Below are 19,049 nucleotides of genomic sequence, written 5' to 3'. Positions count from 1 at the left end.
TCATCGAGAAGCCCGATGCGGCAGCGGAGTACGAGCACGTTCCGGTGCCCGCTGCGGCGCGGCGCAGCCTGCTGTCCGTCGCCGCGGTCTGGGCCGGATTTCCGATGTGCCTGGGCAACACCGCCTTCGGCGGCCTGATCGTGTACAGCCGGGGCATGATCCGCGGGCTGTCCGCGATCGTGCTGGGCAACCTGCTGCTGTTCGGTTATGTCGGTGCGGCGTCGGACGGCAGCTCCTTTCTCGGCCTGCTCACCGGATAGGGCCCCGTATTGACCTGTGTCGCTGTACTTTTCGTCTTCGCGAACCTGGGATCCGTTGCCGCGCACAGTCTCTACAACGGAGCGATGGGCTGGAGCGGCATCATCCCGTTGCGGATGCGGCGCGCCTTGCGGTGTTGCTCGGCCTGGTCGGCACCGTGATCGCGCTGACGGGGGTGTGGGGCCACATCGTGAACTGGCTCGAGTTGCTCGGAGTGATCGTCCCGCCGATCGGCGCCGGTGTTGATCGTGCATCGGCTGCTCGGTCGCGGTCGTGAGGGGACCGCGGCCGAGTTCCGTCCCACGGCCTTCGCGGCCTGGCTGATCGGTGCCGTCGCCGCGGCCGTCGGGCACTACGAGCTGCGGCGGTTACTCACCCCCAGGGCGACGATCAGCAACGCCGCGCCGCACCATCCGGCGACCGAGAGACGCTCGCCGAGGACGAATACCGACAGCAGGGCCGCGGTCAGCGGTTCCAGCAGGGCCGCTATTGCAGCGAAAACCGGTGCGGCAGTGCGTAATCCACGAAAATAGGCGGTGTAGGCGACGGCGGTGGGCACGCTGCCCAGGTAGGCCGCCGTGGCCAGGGTGGCGGGCCGCAGGGGCAGCGCCATGCCGCTGGTCAGGGCGATGGGGGTGAGCAGCAGGCCGCCGGTGAGCATGCCGAAGGCGGTGGTGCGCAACGGGTCCAGGCCCTCGATCGTCCGCGTGGTGAGCAGGGTGAGGGCCGCGAATCCGGCGGCGGCCAGCAGGGCGAAGCAGATGCCCGCGGTGAGTCGCCATCCGGTCGTGACACCGTCCGGTGACCAGGTGAGCAGAATCAGGCCGGTGACCGCCGCTGTGATCGCGGCGAGCGTCGCGGCATCGGGCCGGCGCCGGGTTCGCAGCGTACCGCCGAGGGCGACGAAGACGGGCAGCGTCCCGATCGTTGCCATCGTCGCGATGCTCACCGAAATGTATTGCACCGCAAGGAAATAACTGCCTTGAAAGAACCCCAGCAGGGCGCCGGTGAGCAGCAGCCGGCCGACCGCGGCCCGGGTCCGCGGCAGGCCGCGCAACCCGCCGGAGACGGCCAGCAGGATGATCGCGAGTCCGCCGCCGATGAGCAGCCGGTAGGCCGCGACGGACAGCGGTGACAGATGCGCCTCGCGGGCGAGGATGGCACCGGACAGACCTCCGGTGCCCCAGAGGATTCCGGCTGTGACGAGAGCCAGCGCGGATCGGTCGCGCGCGGGCGCGACGACGTCGACGGACATGGGTGTTGGTACTCCTGCGTCGAAGAGGAAGGAAAGGACGACGACGCGAGGCAGTCCGACGATGTTCGCACCGGAAGACCGATGCCCGAACTCCGGCCGAGCGGCTGATGCCACCCGGCCCGTGAAACCACCTCGCTCAGGAGGCGGGCGGCGGAGTGACGGTGAAGATTCGGTGCATGGCCGAGATACTACCGGGCGGCCGGGTCCGTTCGGTAGCGGAGCGGATGTGCAATTCCGGCCGTGTCCAATTGGACACGCCGCACGAATCGGGCGGTTTCGGAGTTATCTCCGTGTAAGACTGGCGATCGCACAGTTTTACTCCTCACTACGGAGGACCGTCCATGACGAATTCTGTTGCATCACTGGATCTGCCCCGTCCCCTGGTCATCACATTGGGGAATTTGAAGGGCGGCGTAGGGAAGACCACATCCGCGTTCTTTCTCGCCGCTTATTTCGCCCGGGTACACGAATTGCGCGTCCTGGTGATCGATGCCGACCCGCTCAGCCAGACCGGGTATTCCTGGCATCGCAGGCTGGTCCGGGCCGAGGTGGACATTCCGTTCACGCTCATCGCATTTCCGTCCCGACACGTCGGCGACTGTATCGCCGACAACGCCGCCGACTACGACGTCGTGATCGTGGACGCCGGAGGCGAATCGGCGGATATCTTCAAGGCGGCCATTCCCGCTACCGACGAACTCGTCCTGTTGACGAGTGTGAGCCCCTCGGAGGTGAAACGAGTGCCCAGCACCTATCGGGCCGCCGAGGAGGCGGCCGCGGGCACGGACCGGGAAATCCGGGTCCGGGTCCTGATGACAAAGGTTCCGGTCACGATGAAGAACGGCGTCAACATTTCCACCGAATATCGCACGCAGCGGGCCTGTCTGGAAGACGCCGATTACGAGGTTTTCCAAACCTGGGTGAGCGCATGGAAGTGGTATCGCGAAGCCGCCGATGGGGAAGTCGGCGAAGGCGCGGAGAATCCACTCCAGGATCTCGGCGAATACCAGCAGGTGGGCGATGAACTCGTCGCGCCCTATCGCGCCGCGCTGGGGGTGCCCGCCTGATGCCTCCGCAACGCAGGAAATCCACGATCGGCGGCGGTCACGCACAGGCGCTCAATCCGCTGGACGACGCGGCCGAGCACACGCCCGCGGTCTCGCCGCTGCGCGATGCCGAATGGAATCGCCAGGAACGGTCCGGGCGGGCCCTGGCGGTCGTACCGCCATCCGCCGAACCGCAGCTGGTCAACGTGCTCACGGTCCCGCTGCCCGATCCGGGTGAGGGACCGCTCAGCGACGGCGAGCAGACGCAGTTGTCGGCCTGTGAATCCTCGATCGGCACGCTGCGGATGGCCTTCTGGGCGGCCGGCCGGGCGCTGCAGATCGTGCGTGACGGACGGCTGTACCGCAATTCCTATGCCAGTTTCGACGACTATGTCGAACAGCGATGGGATATGCAGCGCTCCTACGCGCACAAACTGATTCGCGCCTGGCCGCTGGCCGCGAAACTGCATCCGCTTGCCCCCGGAATCAACGAGGGGCAGATCCGGGAATTGCTGCCGGTGGCGGCCGAGCACGGTGAGGATGCCGCAGTCACCGTCTATGCCACGCTCGCCGCGGGCGATGTGAAGATCACCGCGGGCAAACTGCGCGAAGCGGTGGCGGTGCTGCCCGGTGAATTCGATCGCGACCGGGTGGTACAGCGGCTGCAGGCGTGGCTGCGCGGTGAGCTGGCCGAGGATTCGCGCGAACATCCGATGGATCTGTTCAGTTCGGCCGAGACCCGGCTGGCCGCGCTGACCCGCCGGATCGTCAAGGGGTCCGGCGGCGACCCGGACGCGGCCCGTGAATTCGCCGCCAAATTACGCGGCCTGGCCGAGCAGATCGAACAGCAAATCAGCGCCTGAGTAGTATCCGACAATGCCCCGCAGTGCAGAAAACGCATTGCGGGGCATTGTCGTGAGATCAGTTGTTTTTCGATACTTTACCATCTCGTTATCGTATTTTGTACGATTGCCATTGTAATTCCTCTTTTTCCGGCGAATGATTGCGCCTCGGATCCGCTCGACTGGACGCATCACCGTGTTGTTTTCCGAATCTATTTCGAGGAGCTCGACGGAGTCACCCGCGTCAACGGGACGCGGGGTCGCACGGCCCCGATCGGCCCTCGATGACAGGATCGTGAGGAGCACATCATGAGCGCAGGAAACGACGAGGTCCGATATACCCGCCTACTGCGGCGGGTGCTCTGGTTCGCGGTTGGAGTCGCCGCGGCCACAGTCGGAATGATCTGGGCGACGTTGCTCACCACCGGCCAGGCCGCCGCCCAACCGCTGAACCTCCCCGGCATCGGTGTCATCGATGTGCCGAGCCAGGTCGACGTTCCCGAAGGTGTCCAACAGGGGCTCCATCTGGTTCCCGCCGCGCCGCAACCCGATTCGAGAATCGAGCCGCGCGTCGTGATCGGCGTGGCGCACGTCCCCGAAATCGTGCGGTCCGCCGTCGGGCTCGCGCCTACTCCCGCGGTCGCGCACCCCGCCGCGACGCCTCTGCCCGGTGCGGGCGAAGTGGCACCCTGTGCTGGAGTCACCCATTCCACTGCCGCGGCGATACCCGCGATCGCGCACCCCGCCATCGCGCTCGCACCGGCGCCGGGCATCGCGGGTTTCGCCGCCGCGCCCACGGTGATAACCGCACCTGAACAGTCTTTCCTGCGGGCGTTCGCGTTCGCCCCGGGCTCGGCTCCGAACTCGGCCCCGGCTCCGAACTCGGCCCCCGGCGAAGCACAGCCCGGATTGCCGGCGCTGCCGCCGGTGCTGGATACCCCGCAGGTCCGGCAATTCCTGTCGGCACCCCCGTTCCGCGGATTGACGTTGCCCGGCCTGAAACTGCCGACGCCGCCGGCGCTGTCCGCGCCGCAGGCCGCGCCCACGCCGCGGGAGACCACCGGTGAACGCGCTCTCGATGCCGCTCGCTCCAAACTCGGATCGGCCTATCGCTACGGTTCGGCGGGACCCAACGCCTTCGACTGTTCCGGCCTGGTGCAGTGGTCGTACCGGCAGGCCGGCGTATCCCTGCCACGCACCAGCTACGCGCAACTCGACTCCGGGACCCCGGTACCGCTGAACCAGTTGCGGCCCGGTGATGTGGTGTCGTTCTACGGCGGTGAGCATTCGGCCATCTACGAGGGCAACGGGCGAGTCATCCACGCATCGACCGACAGCACCGGGGTGATCGAATCCCCGATCTCACAGATGCCGGTCGCCGGCGCGCGGCGATTCTGATCGGCGGCCGGTCATGGGAGCAATGGCAGTGTGTTCCGGTCAGCCCGCGGCGAGTTCGCCGACCGCCGCGACGACCAGCGCGTTGATCGCCGGTGGCAGCGTCTGCTCGGGATCGGGCGCGAAACGGGGGGAATGGTTGGAGGCCGTCCCGGCGGGCAGCGCCATCTCCCGGTGCAATCCGATCCAATCCTCGGCGGTGTACCGATCCGCCGCGAAGCCGCCGACGTACCAGAACACCGAGGCGCAATTCGCCGCAGTGGCGAAAGCTCCGAAATCCTCACTGCCGGTGATCGGCCCGGGCAGCGGGAAGGCAGGGAAGCCGTTGGCGGCGAACGTCGCGAGCAGGCGGTCGGTGTCGGCGGCGGTGTTGGTCGTCACCGGGAAGCTGTCGAATACCTCGATCACCGGATCCTTGTGCGCCCCAGCGGATTCGGCCTCTGCGGCGGCCATCCGGCGCACCCCCTCCAGGATCGTCTCGCGCGAGCCGGGGGTGAATGTCCGCAGACTCAAGAGCATTTCGGCCTGTTCGGCGATCACGTTCGGGCGGTCGCCGACGTGCAATGCGGCCGGCGTGAGCACCGGCGCGGACGGCAGTCCGGAATGCTGGGCGGCCAGCCCCTGCAACCGCTGCACCAGAGAGGCGGCCATGGTCAGCGGATTCACCGCGGCATGCGGCATGGAGGCGTGCCCGCCCGACCCGGTCAGCTCGATCCGGATCGAATCCGACGCCGCCATCAGCGTGCCGCCGCGGCTGAGGATCAATCCGGCCGGAACGGGGCCGACGTGCTGACCCAGCACGATCCGCGGCCGCGGGAAACGGTCCAGCAGACCGTCGTCCAGCATGCCGTGCGCGCCGAAACCGGTCTCCTCGGCGGGCTGGAAGACCGCCACGATCGTGCCCGGCAGGGCGCCGCGCTCGGCCAGGCGTGCGCAGGCGCCCAGCAGAGCTGTGACGTGGACGTCGTGGCCGCACGCGTGCATGACTCCCGGCGTGCGCGAGGCGTAGTCCAGTCCGGTCTCCTCCTGCACCGGCAGCGCGTCCATATCCGCGCGCAACCAGATCACCGGGCCGGGACCGCCGCCGAGCACACCGACCACACCCGTGCCACCGACGCCCTCGGTGACCTCCCAGCCGGGCATCGCCCGCAGTTCGTCCGCGACCAGGCTGGCCGTAGCGACCTCCGCGCCGGACAGTTCGGGATTCGCGTGCAGGTGCCGGTAGACCTCCAGCCAGTGCTCCTGCACGGCGGGCATCGCCGCGACGCCGGCCAGACCGGCACGCACCGCGCTCTCGATATCGACGGGGGAGGTCATCGGGCAGCTCCTTCTTGGCGGGAGATCAGCGGGGTCGCGTCCCACGCACCCGAACTCGCCCGTCTCCGAACCGGATCCGCACGGCCGTGCGCCGTGCGCACCTCGAATATATGAGCAGCGGCGATTACCCGAGCACCGAGCCGGTCACCGACGCGAGCGATCAGACCGGCGCGCCCTGACCGATTCGCTCGTGATCGGCCAACTCGTGATCGGCCGATTCGTCCGGACCCGGGCTCGGGCAGATGCCCACGGTGCGCCAATCCGCGGCATCCGGATTGCCCTGGTACAGCGAGATCTTGCAGTCCAGCACCGCGACGGTCTGCCGCAACTCCTCGATCTGTGCCAGCACGTCGGCACGGGTGCGCTGGAACATCGCCAGGCGCTCCGGATAGGTCGACTCCCCGGCGCGGACGAGTTCGGCGTAGCGGATCATGTCCGCCACGGACATTCCGGTGCGGCGCAGCTTGCCGATCAGCGCCAGCCAGTCCATATCCCGATCGCTGAACCGGCGTTTACCGGCGTGATCGCGGCCCACCGAATCCAGCAGCCCGATCCGCTCGTACCAGCGCAGCGTGTCGCGAGTCAGACCGCAGAGTTCGGAGACCTCGCCGATCGAATAACGCGCCCGTTCGTACTCGGGATCGTCCCTGTCGGTGATCCGATCCCATGCGGCCGTGCCCATAACTCTCGCCTCCGCTTCGATCCGGCGTGTCCGGTAGCCGCCGCGGCGCCTCCGGACTCGGGCCCATTCTGCCGCACTTCGCCGCGGACCCGCCGGGCCGCTGGTCAGGAGCGCTTCGGGATTTCCTGGATCGCCCACTTGTTGCCGTCGGGGTCCGCGAAATAGGTGAACAGCCCCCAGCCCTCGTCCTTCACCGGCGTGGCTGCCACGCCCGCGGCGGTGAGTTGCCGATAGGCCTGCTCCGCGCTGGCGACGACGATCTGCATGCCGACCACGCTGCCCGGAGCGGCATCGGTGATGCCCTTGCCGATGGCGATCGAACATCCGGAACCGGGCGGGGTCAGCTGAACGAAGCGGATGTCCTCGGTGGGACTCTCGTCGTAATCGGCGTTGAAGCCGATACCGGTGTAGAACTCCTTGGCGCGATCGACGTCGGTGACGGGGATGGCGACGAGCTCGATTTTCCAGTCCATGCGCACAGGATGGCAGCAGGCACCGACAAGTTTCGCGCTCCGTCTCCCGGCCGTCGATTCCGCACCCCTTCCAGCAGGAGCGCCGGAAAAGGACCGGACGATCGGGGAGAGTCGGCCTACCCTGAATTCATGGCCAAGGAGATCGATCGGATCCGCGCGAGATCGGCGCTCGAGACGATCAGGGAAAGTCCGCTCATCGCCGCGATCGCACTGCTGCCCGTGTTCGCGGTTCTGGGCGTCGTATGGTGGCTGACCAACTGGTTCGTGGCCCTGGTGCTGCTGATCGTGTTCGGTGTGGTCGTCGTGGTCCGTGGGCGGATCATCAGCTAGCGCCCCGGCGGCTGGCGCGGGACGTGGAAGCGCACCAGATCGCCCGTCCCGGTGTCCAACTCGGCCCAGGCCCGGTCGAATTCCAGGACCGCCAGCGCCGAGGTGGGAAATTTGCGGCTGAGCTGCGCGGCCGGTTCGGAATCGCGATTGGCGGCCAATTCCCAAGCGGTCCAAGGCATTCCGGGGGAATGTCCGACCACGAGCAGGGTCTGCACGTCCGGCTCGGTGAGCTGGATCAGCTCGATGAGCGTGCGCGGCGAAGCCTCGTAGATCGAGGATTCGAATTGCACCGGCGCGGCGACCGCTGTCGCGGCGAGCGTCTCGCGGGTGCGCACCGCGGTGGAACAGCAGACCGCGTCGATCGCCGGTTGCGTCTCGCGCAGCCAGCCACCGGCCAGCGCCGCCTCGCGCCGTCCGCGCGGGGCGAGCGGCCGATCGTGATCGACGACACGTTCGGGGTAATCGGATTTGCCGTGTCGCATCAGGATCAGGGTCCGCACCATAGCCGATACCGTAAGCCGACCGGGCCGAGCGGGCACTCGGGCATGCCGGTCGATGCGGTATTCGGGTTACCGAAACCCTGTTCCGATGCATCCTGATGAGAGAGACGTCTCACTCTCGAGGCACACTGAAGGTGGCGTCACATCCATTGCTCGCGGGCATCGGATGTGATGCCCGTCCCGCTCCGAGCCCCGGCGCGGGTACGGCCCCATGATTGTTTCGAGGATCTGCGAGATATGGCCTATGTGATCACGCAGCGCTGTTGCGACGACGCCAGCTGCGTACCCGAGTGCCCGGTCGATTGCATTCGTCCGACTCCGGAGCAACCCGAGTTCGCGACGACCGAGCAGCTGTACATCGACCCCGACACCTGTATCGACTGCGGTGCCTGTGTGGATGCCTGCCCGGTGGAGGCCATCTTCTCCGAGGACGATCTGAGCGCGTCGCTGGCGCGTTTCGCCGAGATCAACGCCGCGTACTTCCAGCGTCATCCGCTGGAATCGAATTTCGACCCGCTGGTCACCCCGGCGCGTCCGCCGAAGGACCTGGGCACGCTGCGGGTCGCGATCGTCGGGGCCGGGCCCGCGGCCTGCTACGCGGCCGAGGAACTGCTGCGCCGCGCGGACGTCGAGGTGGAGATGTTCGACCGGCTGCCGACCCCGTGGGGTCTGGTGCGCGCCGGGGTGGCCCCGGACCACCCGGGGACCAAGGGCGTGTCCAATATGTTCGAGAGCGCCTTCCGTCGCGAGACCCTGCAGTACCACCTGAACGTCGAGGTGGGTAAACACATTTCGCACGAGGAGCTGGTGAAGCATCACCACGCGGTGATCTACGCGGTAGGCGCGTCCACGGACCGCCGCCTGGGCGTACCCGGCGAGGATCTGCCGGGCAGTCACTCCGCGACCGAGTTCGTCGCCTGGTACAACGGGCATCCGGACTACACCGAGCGCACCTTCGACCTGTCGGGGGAGCGCGCGGTCATCGTCGGCAACGGCAACGTCGCCTTGGACGTGGCGCGGGTGCTGACCCTGGACCCGGAAACCCTCGCCAAGACCGATATCGCCGATCACGCGCTGGATGCGTTGCGGCAGAGCAACATTCGAGAGGTCGTGGTGCTGGGGCGGCGCGGTCCGCTGCAAGCCGCGTACACCTCCTCGGAATTCCTGGCCCTGGGTCACCTGGACGGGATCGACGTCGTCATCGATCCGGCCGAACTGGAACTGGACCCGGAAAGCCAAGCGCTGCTGGATGATCCGAATATCGAGCCGTCGCAGCGGCTGAAATACGAACTGGCGCAGGAGTATGCGGCCAAGTCGCCGAATCCGGCCAACAAGCGCATCGTGTTCCGCTACCTGACCTCGCCCACCGAGATCAGCGGCGACGGCCGGGTCGAGGCGGTCCAGATCGTGCACAACGAACTGGTCGTCGAGGACGGGAAGGTCATCGCGCGGGCCTCGGATCGGACCGAGACGCTGCCCGCCTCGCTGGTGCTGCGGTCGATCGGCTATCGCGGTCAGCCGGTCGGTGAACTGCCGTTCGACGAGCGCACCGGCACCATTCCGAACGAGCACGGCCGGGTCGTCGCGGACGGCTCGCATCTGCCGGGCATCTACGTCTCGGGCTGGATCAAGCGCGGCCCGCGCGGCATCATCGGATCCAACCGGGTCGATGCCGCCGAAACCGTCGAGCAGTTGCTCGCCGATTTCACCTCCGGCAAACTCCAAGCGCCGCAAGCCGATCGGGCCGCACTCAAGACGCTGCTGGCCCAGCGGCAACCGGATCTGGTGGACCGCGAGGGCTGGAAGGCGATCGACACCGCCGAGCGCACCGCGGGCAAATCAGGCGGCCGCCCCCGCGTCAAGCTCACCACTCGAGAGGACCTGCTCAAGGCCGCCCGGGGATAGCAGCCGCTCGGGTACAACCGCATCGGGTACGCCGGAGGATCGCTCACGATCCTCCGGCGTTTTCGTGTGCCGCCCTCACTCCGGCAGCGGGCCGATCCGCACGGTCGTGGTGGTCGTGCCGCCGACCACGAACCACAGCCGCAGAGCGGCGTCTCCGTTGTGATCTCCCGATTCGAACCGGCTGCGCACGCTGACGTGCTGACGCGCGAGCACCGGCTCGATGTACTCGATGACCGCCCGGTGCGGACCCGCGACGAGTTTCGGGGTGTCGACCAGGTAATGCTCCACGGCCTGCCAGTACACGCTGGTGTTGATGTGGTTGTAGAGATCGATATCGGTGGCGCGCAACGGGAAGGGCAGATCGGTGTCCGACTCCGCCGGGGCCACGTCGGTGAGCCACTGCCGCCAGCGCAGCCGGGTCTCGGAGGTGGTGCGGGCCAGATGGGCCAGGCCCTGATCACTGATCCGGGTCGGCATATTGGTCGACTCGTTGAGGTTGATCCAGAAGCCTTCGGTCTCGATCAGTCCGCCGTTGTCACTGGTGATCCGGACCCGCATATTCGCCCAGCGGGTCGACATCGCCGAACACCACCGCCGCAGTTCCACCCGGTCCGGCCACAACACCGGACGCACCACATCGATGACGGTGCGTCGCACGATCCACACCGGATCGGTGCGATGGAAGAAACCGCTCTCCAATTCCTCCCAGGCGATATCCTGCAGATAACGGGCGATGGCGTCGAGCCGCACCCGGTTGTACGGATCCACATCACCGGTGCGGACAGGCCACGACGTGGTGAAGCCGATGCCCTCCTGCGGAAGCGGGGCGAGTGGCTGATCGAGTGACACTGGTGCTCCTCGCGCTGCACGGTGTGCCGCGTTCTCGTGCGGTGCTTCTTGTGCATGACTTTACGGTGCGAGCGGCACGGCGTTACGCGGAGATGTCGGTACCAGCGCGTAGCATCTGCCCGTTTTGCGCGAGAATGGCAAGCGCGGCCGGTGTCGACGTCACCGCGCGCCCGGCGTCAGTAGCCGACGTAGGCGCCACCATTGCGAACCGCGACAACGCCCGGAACCTCGCTCAGCGAGCCGTATCTGTTGATCGCGTATCTGCTGGCCGCGACGATGTTGTCGACCGGATTCAAGATATCCGTATGGCCCGGCGCGGCAAAGGAATTGAAGGTGCTGTCGATGGTCTGCATCAGCCCCTTCGACGGATGCCCCGCCGCGGCATTGCTGTCCCAGTCGTTGACGATGGTCGGATCACCGCCCGATTCGTGCTCGATGATCGTCGCGATGGCGTTGTCGTCGATCTGATCGGGCGGAACGCCCTCTTGGATGAGGATCTCGCGTGCCTGTTTGATCCACTCTGCGACATTGCCCGACGGCTTCGACAGATTCGCCTCGCTACCGCCCCGGGAGCTGAACGAGGCATTGCTGTAGTGGCTGCCGCCATTGTGCGACGACGTGCCGTTGCTGTGGGAGCTGTAACTTGTCGACTGATGCGGCGACGTGGCGGAACTCGAGCTGACCGACGCGGGGCTGGTGTTCGTCGGAGCGGCGGGCGCCGCCGTGGCACCCAGTTTCGGGTCGCCGAGGCCGGCATAGGCCGCGTCGACCTTCCCTTTCGCGGTGTTCACGGCATTGATGAGATCGTTGGCGGCCGACTCCGCCTGGGCGAGCGCACCGGTGATCTTGGCCTGGTGGTTGGCCGCGAGCAGATCCTGGAAACACTTCTGCCAGGTCTTCTCGCCGTCGTTCAACCCCTGCAGTTTGTCGAAGTAGTCCTTGCGCTTGGTCGCGGTGACCACGCCGTTGTCGGCCACTTCGAACGGATCCGGGGGCGTGGCCTCCTTGTCCGCCGGATGTAGTGCCAGATCGCGAGCGTCCATGACCGCTTTGCGGGTGTTCGTCAGGTTCTCGACGTGCGGGGTCATCGCCTTCTGCAGATCCAGCAGTGACGCGCTCACCGCCGAGGCCCGGGTCTTCTCGGTGGCCATGCGGGTGCGAGCGGCCTTGGCGGCGTTGCCGTCCCAGGTGAGACCGCTGATCGTCTTCTCCGCGTCGCTGAGGGCCTTGTCGAGATTCGTGCTGGAGCTGTTGACCGCCGTGGCCGCGGTGGTGATCGCGGTGGGATTCCATGCCTCGACGTTGGAGATGGTGAGGGTCATGCGTGCAACCCGAGCTTCTGCAGATCGGCGGCGAACTGGTCGTCGGTCATCGTGAGCACCTTGCCCGCGTGGTCGACCGAGTCCGCGAGCGCCGTTACGCGGTCCGAAATGCGTTGCAGCGCATTGTCCACCGATGTCTTGGTCTGCTGGCAGGTGTCCTGCCAATTGGTTCCCGGCAGGGCGGACAGGGCATCACCCAGCCCCGGATTCAACTTGCCGATCGCGCTCGCCTCGTCGGTCAGCGCCTTGGCGAAACTGGCCAGCGCTCCGACGTCGACATTCATCGATGGTTCCGGTGCCAAGACATCCCCCTTGCTCACAGTTCGGCGGGCACAAGCGTAGCAAAACGTGCTCCCGTGGACACTCGGCCGCGAAGACCGGTTAACTTGTTCGGACAGGTGTCGGACGACAGGAGCGATTCATGCGTGCAGCCCAGGTGAGCAAGCTCGAGGGGCCCGAGTCCATCGAGGTCGTCGATATTCCGGAACCGCAGCCGTTCGACGGCGGTGTGGTGATCGACGTCCACGCGGCAGGTGTCGCCTTCCCGGACGTTTTGATGACTCGCGGCCTCTACCAGCTCAAACCGGAGCTGCCGTATGTCGTGGGCGGTGAGGTCGCCGGTGTGGTGCGGTCCGCGCCCGAGGACGCGCACGTGAAGGCGGGCGACCGGGTGGTGGCGCTGACTATGCTCGGCAATGCCCTCGCCGAGGTCGCCGTGACCCCCGCGCAGATGGTGTTCGCGCTGCCGGACAACATCCCGCTCGAGGCCGGCGCCGGAATCGTGTTCAACGATCTGACCGTGCACTTCTGCCTGCGTAATCGCGGCCGGCTGGCCCCTGGCGAGTCGGTGCTGGTGCACGGTGCGGCCGGTGGCGTGGGCACCTCGACATTGCGGATGGCCGCGGCGCTGGGCGCGGGCCGGGTGATCGCAGTGGTGAGCACGCCGGAGAAGGCCGAGGTGGCGCGGGCCAACGGCGCCACCGACGTGGTGCTCGCCGACGGCTGGCTGGCGGCGGTGAAGGAGCTGACCGGCGGCCGCGGCGTCGACATCGTGCTGGACCCCGTGGGCGGTGACCGGTTCACCGACAGCGTCCGTTCGCTCACCGCCGGTGGCCGCCTGCTGGTCGTCGGTTTCACCGCGGGCGAGATCCCGACGGTGAAGGTGAACCGGCTGCTGCTCAAGAACGTCGAGGTGGTCGGTGCGGCCTGGGGTGAGTGGGTGGGTTCGCACCCGGGCTACCTGCAGGAACAGTGGGCCGAGGTCGGCCCGCTGCTGGCGGCCGGGAAGATCGCCCCGCCCCAGCCGGTGCTGTACCCGCTCGAGCGGGCCGCGGAAGCGGTTGCGTCCCTGGACAATCGGACCGCGACGGGCAAGGTCGTCGTCACCATCCGCTGAGCAGCGGACCGGCGGGAAGCGTCCGGTCCGGACGTCGCCGGTGCGGCTACGGTTCGGGCCGGCCGCTGTGTGTGGTCGCCCGTGGCGGCATTGTCCGGATTTGTGTCGGTGCCGCCGTTTACGGTGAGCGGACCATGAAACTTTCCGATCGCGTCCTGAACCGGACCCTGCTGGCCCGCCAGCATCTGCTGGCGCGGTCGGCGATGTCCGCGGCCGACATGTGCGCACATCTGGTGGGGCTGCAAGCGCAGGACGTCGCGCCGCCCTACATCGGATTGTGGAGCCGCACGGCCGATTTCGACCCGGAGACGGTGTCGGCGGGGTTGCGGGATCGGTCGCTGGCCCGAATCACCCTGATGCGCGCGACGATTCATCTCGTCACCGCCGTCGACGCGCTGCGGATCACGCCGCATATCCAGCCGGAACTGGAGAAGATCCCGTTCCGCAAGGGGTTCCACTACGGCGCGATGGTCGGGCTGGATCCCGAGCAGGTGCGTCGGCGCGGTGCGGCGGTTCTCGGTGACGAGCCGATCCCCGCGGCGGAACTGCGCGCGCGGGCGGCCCGGGAATTCCCCGAGCGCGATCCGTCCGCGGTCCTGCAGACCTGGCTCTATCAGCTGCCCGTACTGCAGACCCCGCCGCGCGGGCAGTGGCGCGACAACGCCCGCCCGGTCTGGTCCCGTATCGAGCCCTGGCTCGGCGCACCGCCGGACGATCGATACCCGTTGCCGGAGCTGGTCTTTCGTTATCTCTCCGCATTCGGCCCGGCGACGACGGCCGATATCGCGACCTGGTCGAAACTGACCGGAACCGCCGAAGCAGTTGCGGCGCTGGGTGATCGGGTCCGCACCTACACCGACGAGCGCGGCCGCACGCTGTACGACCCCGCCGACGCCGAACTCGCCGATCCCGATCTTCCCGCCCCGGTTCGGTATCTGGGCTGGTACGACAACGTCTTCCTGTCCCACAAGAATCGGACTCGCATCGTCCCCGAGGGCGTCGCCGCGCCGCCCGCACGGTATCGCGGGACGCAGGTCTCCCCGATCCTCCTGGACGGCATGGTGGCGGCGGTCTACAAGATCTTCACCGACCGCGAACGCGCCCGGCTGCGAATCGTGCCCGCCCGCATCTGGTCCGCGGCCGAACGTTCCGCGGTCGAGGCGGAAGGCGCCGCGCTGCTCGGATTTCTGGCGCCCGAGTTACGCCACAGTGTCGAAATCCTCTGTCCAGCAGCCGATTTGAAGATCTGACCGGCACGGGCGGGTGCCCCCTCAGCTGTGCCGATACGCGGGGGCCTTACTCGTGCCGGTCGGCGTGAGCGTCCGCAGCAGCGGCAGGGTCCGGCTCGGCACGACCGTGGACAGCACGATGACGCTGTGCGAGCGCACCACCGCCGCGCTGCGGTCGATACTGAGCAGCACCGACTGCAACCCGGCATGCGAATCTGCCCCGATGCGGCACAGCACATCCTGCGAGCCGGTCGTGGCATACGCCTCGAGCACGCCCGCGATCGCCTCCAGGTCGGCGGCGACGGCGTCCAGCGCGCCCTGGGCGATTTCCAGTGTGACGAACGCCTGCACGTCGAAACCCGCCGCCGTGACGTCGATGTGGGGATCGTAGGAGGCGATCACGCCTGCCTCCTCCATCCGCGCGATGCGGGACTGGACCGTGGCGCGGGCGACGCGGGTGCGGCGCGACAGCTCCAGGATCCCGGCCTTCTGGTACTCGTGCATCGCGGTCAGGATCGCCAGGTCCAATTCGTCCAGCCTGGTCTCGTTGCGGCCCATCGGTAGTCTCCACTTCGATCCGTTGTTCTAGACAGATTGTCCAGCATGATCGGGGTATAGGTGGCGTAATTCGCCATCATGTCTACCGAATTTCCACGATATTGCCTAGCCGCGCGGCGGACGATTATCTGGGGTCATGACTACCGAAACCGCGCCGATGACCATCCGCGAGGACCCGTCGGACATCCAGCTGATCGGCCTGGTCGAGCACGACTCCGCACACGATCCGTTTCCGGTGACCGGCTGGGACGCGCTGGTCTGGGTGGTCGGCAACGCCACCCAGTTCGCGCACTACCTGCAGGCCGCGTTCGGCATGCGGCTCGAGGCGTACTGCGGTCCCGAGACCGGCGTGCGCGATCACAAGGGATTCGTGCTGCGCAGTGGCAGTGCGCGTTTCGTGGTGACCGGCGCGGTGGATCCCGACAGCCCGCTGGTCGCACATCACGGCCGGCACGGCGACGGCATCATCGATATCGCGCTCGAGGTACCCGATGTGGACCGCTGCGTCGAATGGGCGCGGTCCCAGGGCGCGAACATCCTGGTCGAACCGCACGACGACGCCGACGAATTCGGCACCGTCCGATCCGCGACGCTCGCCGCCTACGGCGAGACCCGGCACACCCTGGTCGACCGGTCCCGCTATGCGGGCCCGTACCTGCCCGGATACATCGCCCGCGAATCCACTTTCGTGCCCCGCCCCGGCGCGCCGCGCCGATTGTTCCAGGCGGTGGATCACGTCGTCGGCAATGTCGAACTCGGCGAGATGGACCGGTGGGTCGACTACTACCACCGCGTGATGGGCTTCGCGAACATGGCCGAATTCGTCGGCGACGACATCGCCACGAATTATTCGGCGCTGATGAGCAAGGTCGTCGCGAACGGCAACCACCGGGTGAAGTTCCCGCTGAACGAACCGGCCCTGGGCCGCAAGCGATCCCAGATCGACGAATATCTCGACTTCTACCGCGGTCCGGGCGTTCAGCACATCGCGCTGGCCACCGGGGACATCCTGGGCACGGTCGACATCCTGCGTCGCGAGGGCGTCGAATTCCTGGACACCCCGGACGCCTATTACTCCGATCCGGAACTGCGCGCCAGGATCGGGCATGTTCGCGTTCCCGTCGAGGAATTGCGGTCGCGCGGCATTCTGGTCGACCGGGACGAGGACGGCTATCTGCTGCAGATCTTCTGCCGCCCGCTCACCGACCGGCCCACCGTGTTCTTCGAACTCATCGAGCGGCACGGCTCCCTCGGCTTCGGCAAGGGCAACTTCAAAGCCCTGTTCGAGGCGATCGAACGCGAACAGGACGCCCGCGGCAACCTCTGACCCGGCAGCCGGACGCCATCAACTACTACACTTCGGCGCATGCGGAGGATGACGTCGGCAATCGTCACGGGGACTGCCATCGCGGCACTGTTGACGGCCTGCGGCTCGGGGGACGACTCCAACGGCGCCAATTCGTCGATGCGGCCACCGATGAAGGTGGCCGCACTGGGCCCGTTCGTCGGTGAGTGCGGCAGTGTCACCGACGACGAGGCACGCGATATCGGCGGGCTCGGCCAGATCTCGGCGACCTACAAGAATTCGGTCGGCTGCAACTGGCAGGCGACCGGAATGGACGGCGCGAGCGTGACATTCGCCTCCTACCGGGGCAGTCCGCTGGGCCGGGAGAAGGCGTGGGTGACCGCGCAGGGCCGCAACCCGGAGACCATCGACGTGGGCGGGCACGCGGGCTTCCAGGACGCCACCCCGGACGGCACCATCTGCGATCTCGCGGTGCAGCTCGGTGACGATTTCTTCGAATGGTCCACCTCCAGTGGTCTTTTCGGCACGCCCACCGCCACCCCGTGCGAGAAGAATCGGAAGCTCGCCGAGCTGACCGTGCAGCGATTGAAATGAGGAGCGCCATGAAGGTTCGGCCCGTTCTCGTCGCCGCGCTCGCGGTGGTGGTCGGCATGTCGGTCGGCGGATGCGGCAAGACCATCTCCGGCACGGCCCAGCCGGCCGGTGGCGGCGGGGGCATCAACACGAACTTCGACAAACTGCTGCGTGAATGCGATGTGGTGAAGAAGGACGACATCGCCAAGACGACCGGCGCGCAGGACGCGCAGGGTTCGTTCAACGGCGCGGTGTGCATGTGGAGTCTGGCCGGGACGCCCAGCGGCGACGGCATGGCCACGCTGAACTGGTACGAGATGGGATCGCTGACCAACGAGAAGACGACGAACGACAAACTCGGTTACAGCTCCACCAATGTGAACGTGCAGGGCCGCCGTTCGCTGCAGATCCGCCGCCCCAACGACGGCGATTCGTGCGGGGTGATGACCCCGGCCGCGGATACCGGGATCGTCGGATGGTGGGTCAACTACCATCCGGGCGGCCACGGGGATCCGTGCGCCGCCGCGCAGAAACTGGTCGAGCTGACCGTGAATCTCGCTCGGTGAGCCGGACGTCGCCGCCGGTCTCGGCGGGACCCTTTTTTGCTCCGCGCCGCGCCGACGGGTATCGTGGATCGCTGTGCCCGGAGCGTGCGGGCAAGTTTGTGTGCAGGACGTAAGCCAGCGAAAGCGGCCGACCGTTCAGACATGCCCGAAAATCGGGCCCTGATCTGCGCGCGACACGCCCGACCTCGGGACGCGAGTGACGCGGTCCGGGCGAGCGGGTGAAGGCTCGACAACTGCGACATGAACGGCCAGGCCCGGAGGCGGAAGCTTGTGTAACCACGAAGGGCCCGAGTGAATGTCGCCAATTGAACACAGACACATGAAGTTCCAGAAGCCTGGTAACTAACGAGGAAAGCCGGTCTATGCCAACCATCAACCAGCTGGTCCGCAAGGGTCGCCGCGACAAGGTCGCCAAGACCAAGACTGCGGCCCTGAAGGGGAGCCCGCAGCGTCGTGGCGTGTGCACCCGCGTGTACACCACGACCCCGAAGAAGCCGAACTCCGCGCTGCGCAAGGTCGCGCGTGTTCGCCTGACCAGCGCGGTCGAGGTCACGGCCTACATCCCCGGTGAGGGCCACAACCTGCAGGAGCACTCGATGGTGCTCGTCCGCGGCGGTCGTGTGAAGGACCTTCCCGGTGTGCGCTACAAGATCATCCGCGGTTCGCTAGACACCCAGGGTGTGAAGAACCGCAAGCAGGCCCGCAGCCGCTACGGCGCCAAGAAGGAGAAGAGCTGATATGCCGCGCAAGGGCCCCGCACCCAAGCGTCCGCTGATCAACGACCCGGTCTACGGGTCCCCGCTGGTCACCCAGCTGGTCAACAAGATCCTGCTGGACGGCAAGAAGTCCACCGCCGAGCGCATCGTCTACGGCGCGCTGGAGCAGGCTCGCGACAAGACCGGCACGGACCCGGTCGTCACCCTCAAGCGCGCGCTGGACAACGTCAAGCCCGCCCTCGAGGTCAAGCCCCGTCGCGTCGGTGGCGCCACCTATCAGGTGCCGGTCGAGGTTCGTCCGGGCCGCGCCAACACCCTGGCGCTGCGCTGGCTGGTGAACTACTCGCGCGCCCGTCGCGAGAAGACCATGGTCGAGCGTCTGGCCAACGAGCTCCTCGATGCCAGCAACGGCCTGGGCGCTTCGGTGAAGCGTCGCGAAGACACCCACAAGATGGCCGAGTCCAACCGGGCCTTCGCGCACTACCGCTGGTGATCAGCCACCCGGCCCCGCGATGGTGCCGGGAGGGTTGG

At 67.2% G+C, this 19,049-nt stretch carries 21 protein-coding genes and 1 pseudogene; 13 read left to right on the top strand and 9 right to left on the bottom strand.

What is annotated here, in order from left to right; all coding sequences use genetic code 11:
• Nucleotides 1-20 precede the first annotated feature (20 nt).
• Nucleotides 21-224 (top strand): annotated as a pseudogene (locus tag AC5WS7_RS22670) (cytosine permease); the annotation flags it as partial.
• A 386-nt stretch (nucleotides 225-610) separates the two neighbouring features.
• On the opposite strand, the gene AC5WS7_RS22665 reads toward AC5WS7_RS22670, so the two are convergent.
• Complete coding sequence (locus AC5WS7_RS22665; protein ID WP_495956570.1) at nucleotides 611-1,513, bottom strand: DMT family transporter; 903 nt, start codon at nucleotides 1,511-1,513, stop codon at nucleotides 611-613.
• Nucleotides 1,514-1,854: 341 nt separating this feature from the next.
• Between AC5WS7_RS22665 and AC5WS7_RS22660 the strand changes: the two genes are divergently transcribed.
• The 3 genes from AC5WS7_RS22660 to AC5WS7_RS22650 all read left to right on the top strand — a co-directional run bounded on the left by AC5WS7_RS22660 (nucleotide 1,855) and on the right by AC5WS7_RS22650 (nucleotide 4,799).
• On the top strand, nucleotides 1,855-2,580 hold the full coding sequence (locus tag AC5WS7_RS22660) for a ParA family protein (RefSeq protein WP_495956569.1): 726 nt from the start codon (nucleotides 1,855-1,857) through the stop codon (nucleotides 2,578-2,580).
• Nucleotides 2,580-3,422, top strand: coding sequence for a hypothetical protein (locus tag AC5WS7_RS22655; RefSeq protein ID WP_495956568.1), 843 nt, complete (start codon nucleotides 2,580-2,582; stop codon nucleotides 3,420-3,422). The genes AC5WS7_RS22660 and AC5WS7_RS22655 overlap by 1 nt, the downstream gene beginning before the upstream one ends.
• Before the next feature lie 288 nt (nucleotides 3,423-3,710).
• Nucleotides 3,711-4,799, top strand: a complete 1,089-nt coding sequence (locus AC5WS7_RS22650; RefSeq protein WP_495956567.1) for a C40 family peptidase — start codon at nucleotides 3,711-3,713, stop codon at nucleotides 4,797-4,799.
• 39 nt (nucleotides 4,800-4,838) lie between these two features.
• Here the strand turns inward: AC5WS7_RS22650 and AC5WS7_RS22645 are convergent, their stop codons facing one another.
• From AC5WS7_RS22645 to AC5WS7_RS22635, 3 genes are all read right to left on the bottom strand, one after another.
• Complete coding sequence (locus tag AC5WS7_RS22645) at nucleotides 4,839-6,113, bottom strand: amidohydrolase (RefSeq protein ID WP_495956566.1); 1,275 nt, start codon at nucleotides 6,111-6,113, stop codon at nucleotides 4,839-4,841.
• 160 nt (nucleotides 6,114-6,273) lie between these two features.
• Entirely contained in the window at nucleotides 6,274-6,795 is a 522-nt protein-coding gene (locus AC5WS7_RS22640) for a MerR family transcriptional regulator (protein WP_495956565.1), read from the bottom strand.
• 104 nt (nucleotides 6,796-6,899) lie between these two features.
• Nucleotides 6,900-7,268: a VOC family protein gene (locus tag AC5WS7_RS22635; RefSeq protein ID WP_495956564.1), complete on the bottom strand. Its 369-nt coding sequence runs from the start codon at nucleotides 7,266-7,268 to the stop codon at nucleotides 6,900-6,902.
• Nucleotides 7,269-7,397: 129 nt separating this feature from the next.
• On the opposite strand from AC5WS7_RS22635, the gene AC5WS7_RS22630 reads away from it, so the two are divergent.
• Complete coding sequence (locus tag AC5WS7_RS22630; protein ID WP_495956563.1) at nucleotides 7,398-7,598, top strand: hypothetical protein; 201 nt, start codon at nucleotides 7,398-7,400, stop codon at nucleotides 7,596-7,598.
• On the opposite strand, the gene AC5WS7_RS22625 is transcribed toward AC5WS7_RS22630, so the two are convergent.
• The gene (locus tag AC5WS7_RS22625) at nucleotides 7,595-8,101 is read right to left on the bottom strand and encodes a SixA phosphatase family protein (protein ID WP_495956562.1); all 507 of its coding nucleotides are present in this window, start codon (nucleotides 8,099-8,101) and stop codon (nucleotides 7,595-7,597) included. The two genes, AC5WS7_RS22630 and AC5WS7_RS22625, sit on opposite strands and share 4 nt — an antisense overlap.
• A 234-nt stretch (nucleotides 8,102-8,335) precedes the next feature.
• Here AC5WS7_RS22625 and AC5WS7_RS22620 point away from each other — a divergent pair, with 234 nt between their 5' ends.
• Nucleotides 8,336-10,003 (top strand): FAD-dependent oxidoreductase, encoded by a 1,668-nt coding sequence (locus tag AC5WS7_RS22620; protein WP_495956561.1) that lies wholly within the window; start codon nucleotides 8,336-8,338, stop codon nucleotides 10,001-10,003.
• Nucleotides 10,004-10,078: 75 nt separating this feature from the next.
• On the opposite strand, the gene AC5WS7_RS22615 is transcribed toward AC5WS7_RS22620, so the two are convergent.
• From AC5WS7_RS22615 to AC5WS7_RS22605, 3 genes are all read right to left on the bottom strand, one after another.
• A complete protein-coding gene (locus AC5WS7_RS22615; RefSeq protein WP_495956560.1) occupies nucleotides 10,079-10,852 on the bottom strand; it encodes an acyl-[acyl-carrier-protein] thioesterase in 774 nt (257 codons plus the stop codon).
• A gap of 176 nt (nucleotides 10,853-11,028) precedes the next feature.
• Entirely contained in the window at nucleotides 11,029-12,174 is a 1,146-nt protein-coding gene (locus AC5WS7_RS22610) for a transglycosylase SLT domain-containing protein (protein ID WP_495956559.1), read from the bottom strand.
• Complete coding sequence (locus AC5WS7_RS22605; protein WP_495956558.1) at nucleotides 12,171-12,458, bottom strand: hypothetical protein; 288 nt, start codon at nucleotides 12,456-12,458, stop codon at nucleotides 12,171-12,173. Before AC5WS7_RS22605 ends, AC5WS7_RS22610 begins: the two co-directional genes overlap by 4 nt.
• Nucleotides 12,459-12,595: 137 nt before the next feature.
• On the opposite strand from AC5WS7_RS22605, the gene AC5WS7_RS22600 reads away from it, so the two are divergent.
• A complete protein-coding gene (locus AC5WS7_RS22600; RefSeq protein WP_495956557.1) occupies nucleotides 12,596-13,570 on the top strand; it encodes an NADPH:quinone oxidoreductase family protein in 975 nt (324 codons plus the stop codon).
• Nucleotides 13,571-13,704: 134 nt separating this feature from the next.
• Nucleotides 13,705-14,820, top strand: a complete 1,116-nt coding sequence (locus tag AC5WS7_RS22595; protein ID WP_495956556.1) for a winged helix DNA-binding domain-containing protein — start codon at nucleotides 13,705-13,707, stop codon at nucleotides 14,818-14,820.
• A 21-nt stretch (nucleotides 14,821-14,841) separates the two neighbouring features.
• Here AC5WS7_RS22595 and AC5WS7_RS22590 read toward each other — a convergent pair whose 3' ends face one another.
• Entirely contained in the window at nucleotides 14,842-15,357 is a 516-nt protein-coding gene (locus AC5WS7_RS22590; protein WP_495956555.1) for an Lrp/AsnC family transcriptional regulator, read from the bottom strand.
• A 136-nt stretch (nucleotides 15,358-15,493) separates the two neighbouring features.
• On the opposite strand from AC5WS7_RS22590, the gene hppD reads away from it, so the two are divergent.
• The 5 genes from hppD (at nucleotide 15,494) to rpsG (ending at nucleotide 19,011) form a co-directional block, all read left to right on the top strand.
• Nucleotides 15,494-16,684 (top strand): 4-hydroxyphenylpyruvate dioxygenase, encoded by a 1,191-nt coding sequence (gene hppD, locus AC5WS7_RS22585; protein WP_495956554.1) that lies wholly within the window; start codon nucleotides 15,494-15,496, stop codon nucleotides 16,682-16,684.
• Nucleotides 16,685-16,723: 39 nt separating this feature from the next.
• Nucleotides 16,724-17,257 (top strand): DUF3558 domain-containing protein, encoded by a 534-nt coding sequence (locus AC5WS7_RS22580; RefSeq protein ID WP_495956553.1) that lies wholly within the window; start codon nucleotides 16,724-16,726, stop codon nucleotides 17,255-17,257.
• Between the two features lie 8 nt (nucleotides 17,258-17,265).
• Nucleotides 17,266-17,802, top strand: a complete 537-nt coding sequence (locus AC5WS7_RS22575; protein ID WP_495956552.1) for a DUF3558 domain-containing protein — start codon at nucleotides 17,266-17,268, stop codon at nucleotides 17,800-17,802.
• Between the two features lie 362 nt (nucleotides 17,803-18,164).
• A complete protein-coding gene (rpsL, locus tag AC5WS7_RS22570) occupies nucleotides 18,165-18,539 on the top strand; it encodes a 30S ribosomal protein S12 (protein ID WP_014353064.1) in 375 nt (124 codons plus the stop codon).
• A gap of 1 nt (nucleotide 18,540) precedes the next feature.
• Nucleotides 18,541-19,011, top strand: coding sequence for a 30S ribosomal protein S7 (gene rpsG, locus AC5WS7_RS22565; protein WP_040818938.1), 471 nt, complete (start codon nucleotides 18,541-18,543; stop codon nucleotides 19,009-19,011).
• Nucleotides 19,012-19,049 lie beyond the last annotated feature (38 nt).

The organism is Nocardia sp. PLKS1-43 (assembly GCF_059510335.1).
This window is presented reverse-complemented; position numbering and strand designations above follow the sequence as displayed.

What these genes read in the sequence shown, in the direction of transcription:
- AC5WS7_RS22605 (WP_495956558.1), bottom strand. Translation starts at nt 12,458, where the DNA reads ATGAATGTCGACGTCGGAGCGCTGGCCAGTTTCGCCAAGGCGCTGACC.
- rpsG (WP_040818938.1), top strand. Translation starts at nt 18,541, where the DNA reads ATGCCGCGCAAGGGCCCCGCACCCAAGCGTCCGCTGATCAACGACCCG.
- AC5WS7_RS22625 (WP_495956562.1), bottom strand. Translation starts at nt 8,101, where the DNA reads ATGGTGCGGACCCTGATCCTGATGCGACACGGCAAATCCGATTACCCC.
- AC5WS7_RS22595 (WP_495956556.1), top strand. Translation starts at nt 13,705, where the DNA reads ATGAAACTTTCCGATCGCGTCCTGAACCGGACCCTGCTGGCCCGCCAG.
- AC5WS7_RS22655 (WP_495956568.1), top strand. Translation starts at nt 2,580, where the DNA reads ATGCCTCCGCAACGCAGGAAATCCACGATCGGCGGCGGTCACGCACAG.
- AC5WS7_RS22635 (WP_495956564.1), bottom strand. Translation starts at nt 7,268, where the DNA reads ATGGACTGGAAAATCGAGCTCGTCGCCATCCCCGTCACCGACGTCGAT.
- AC5WS7_RS22660 (WP_495956569.1), top strand. Translation starts at nt 1,855, where the DNA reads ATGACGAATTCTGTTGCATCACTGGATCTGCCCCGTCCCCTGGTCATC.
- AC5WS7_RS22580 (WP_495956553.1), top strand. Translation starts at nt 16,724, where the DNA reads ATGCGGAGGATGACGTCGGCAATCGTCACGGGGACTGCCATCGCGGCA.
- AC5WS7_RS22600 (WP_495956557.1), top strand. Translation starts at nt 12,596, where the DNA reads ATGCGTGCAGCCCAGGTGAGCAAGCTCGAGGGGCCCGAGTCCATCGAG.
- AC5WS7_RS22575 (WP_495956552.1), top strand. Translation starts at nt 17,266, where the DNA reads ATGAAGGTTCGGCCCGTTCTCGTCGCCGCGCTCGCGGTGGTGGTCGGC.
- AC5WS7_RS22620 (WP_495956561.1), top strand. Translation starts at nt 8,336, where the DNA reads ATGGCCTATGTGATCACGCAGCGCTGTTGCGACGACGCCAGCTGCGTA.
- AC5WS7_RS22630 (WP_495956563.1), top strand. Translation starts at nt 7,398, where the DNA reads ATGGCCAAGGAGATCGATCGGATCCGCGCGAGATCGGCGCTCGAGACG.
- AC5WS7_RS22665 (WP_495956570.1), bottom strand. Translation starts at nt 1,513, where the DNA reads ATGTCCGTCGACGTCGTCGCGCCCGCGCGCGACCGATCCGCGCTGGCT.
- AC5WS7_RS22610 (WP_495956559.1), bottom strand. Translation starts at nt 12,174, where the DNA reads ATGACCCTCACCATCTCCAACGTCGAGGCATGGAATCCCACCGCGATC.
- AC5WS7_RS22590 (WP_495956555.1), bottom strand. Translation starts at nt 15,357, where the DNA reads ATGGGCCGCAACGAGACCAGGCTGGACGAATTGGACCTGGCGATCCTG.
- hppD (WP_495956554.1), top strand. Translation starts at nt 15,494, where the DNA reads ATGACTACCGAAACCGCGCCGATGACCATCCGCGAGGACCCGTCGGAC.
- AC5WS7_RS22645 (WP_495956566.1), bottom strand. Translation starts at nt 6,113, where the DNA reads ATGACCTCCCCCGTCGATATCGAGAGCGCGGTGCGTGCCGGTCTGGCC.
- AC5WS7_RS22640 (WP_495956565.1), bottom strand. Translation starts at nt 6,795, where the DNA reads ATGGGCACGGCCGCATGGGATCGGATCACCGACAGGGACGATCCCGAG.
- AC5WS7_RS22650 (WP_495956567.1), top strand. Translation starts at nt 3,711, where the DNA reads ATGAGCGCAGGAAACGACGAGGTCCGATATACCCGCCTACTGCGGCGG.
- rpsL (WP_014353064.1), top strand. Translation starts at nt 18,165, where the DNA reads ATGCCAACCATCAACCAGCTGGTCCGCAAGGGTCGCCGCGACAAGGTC.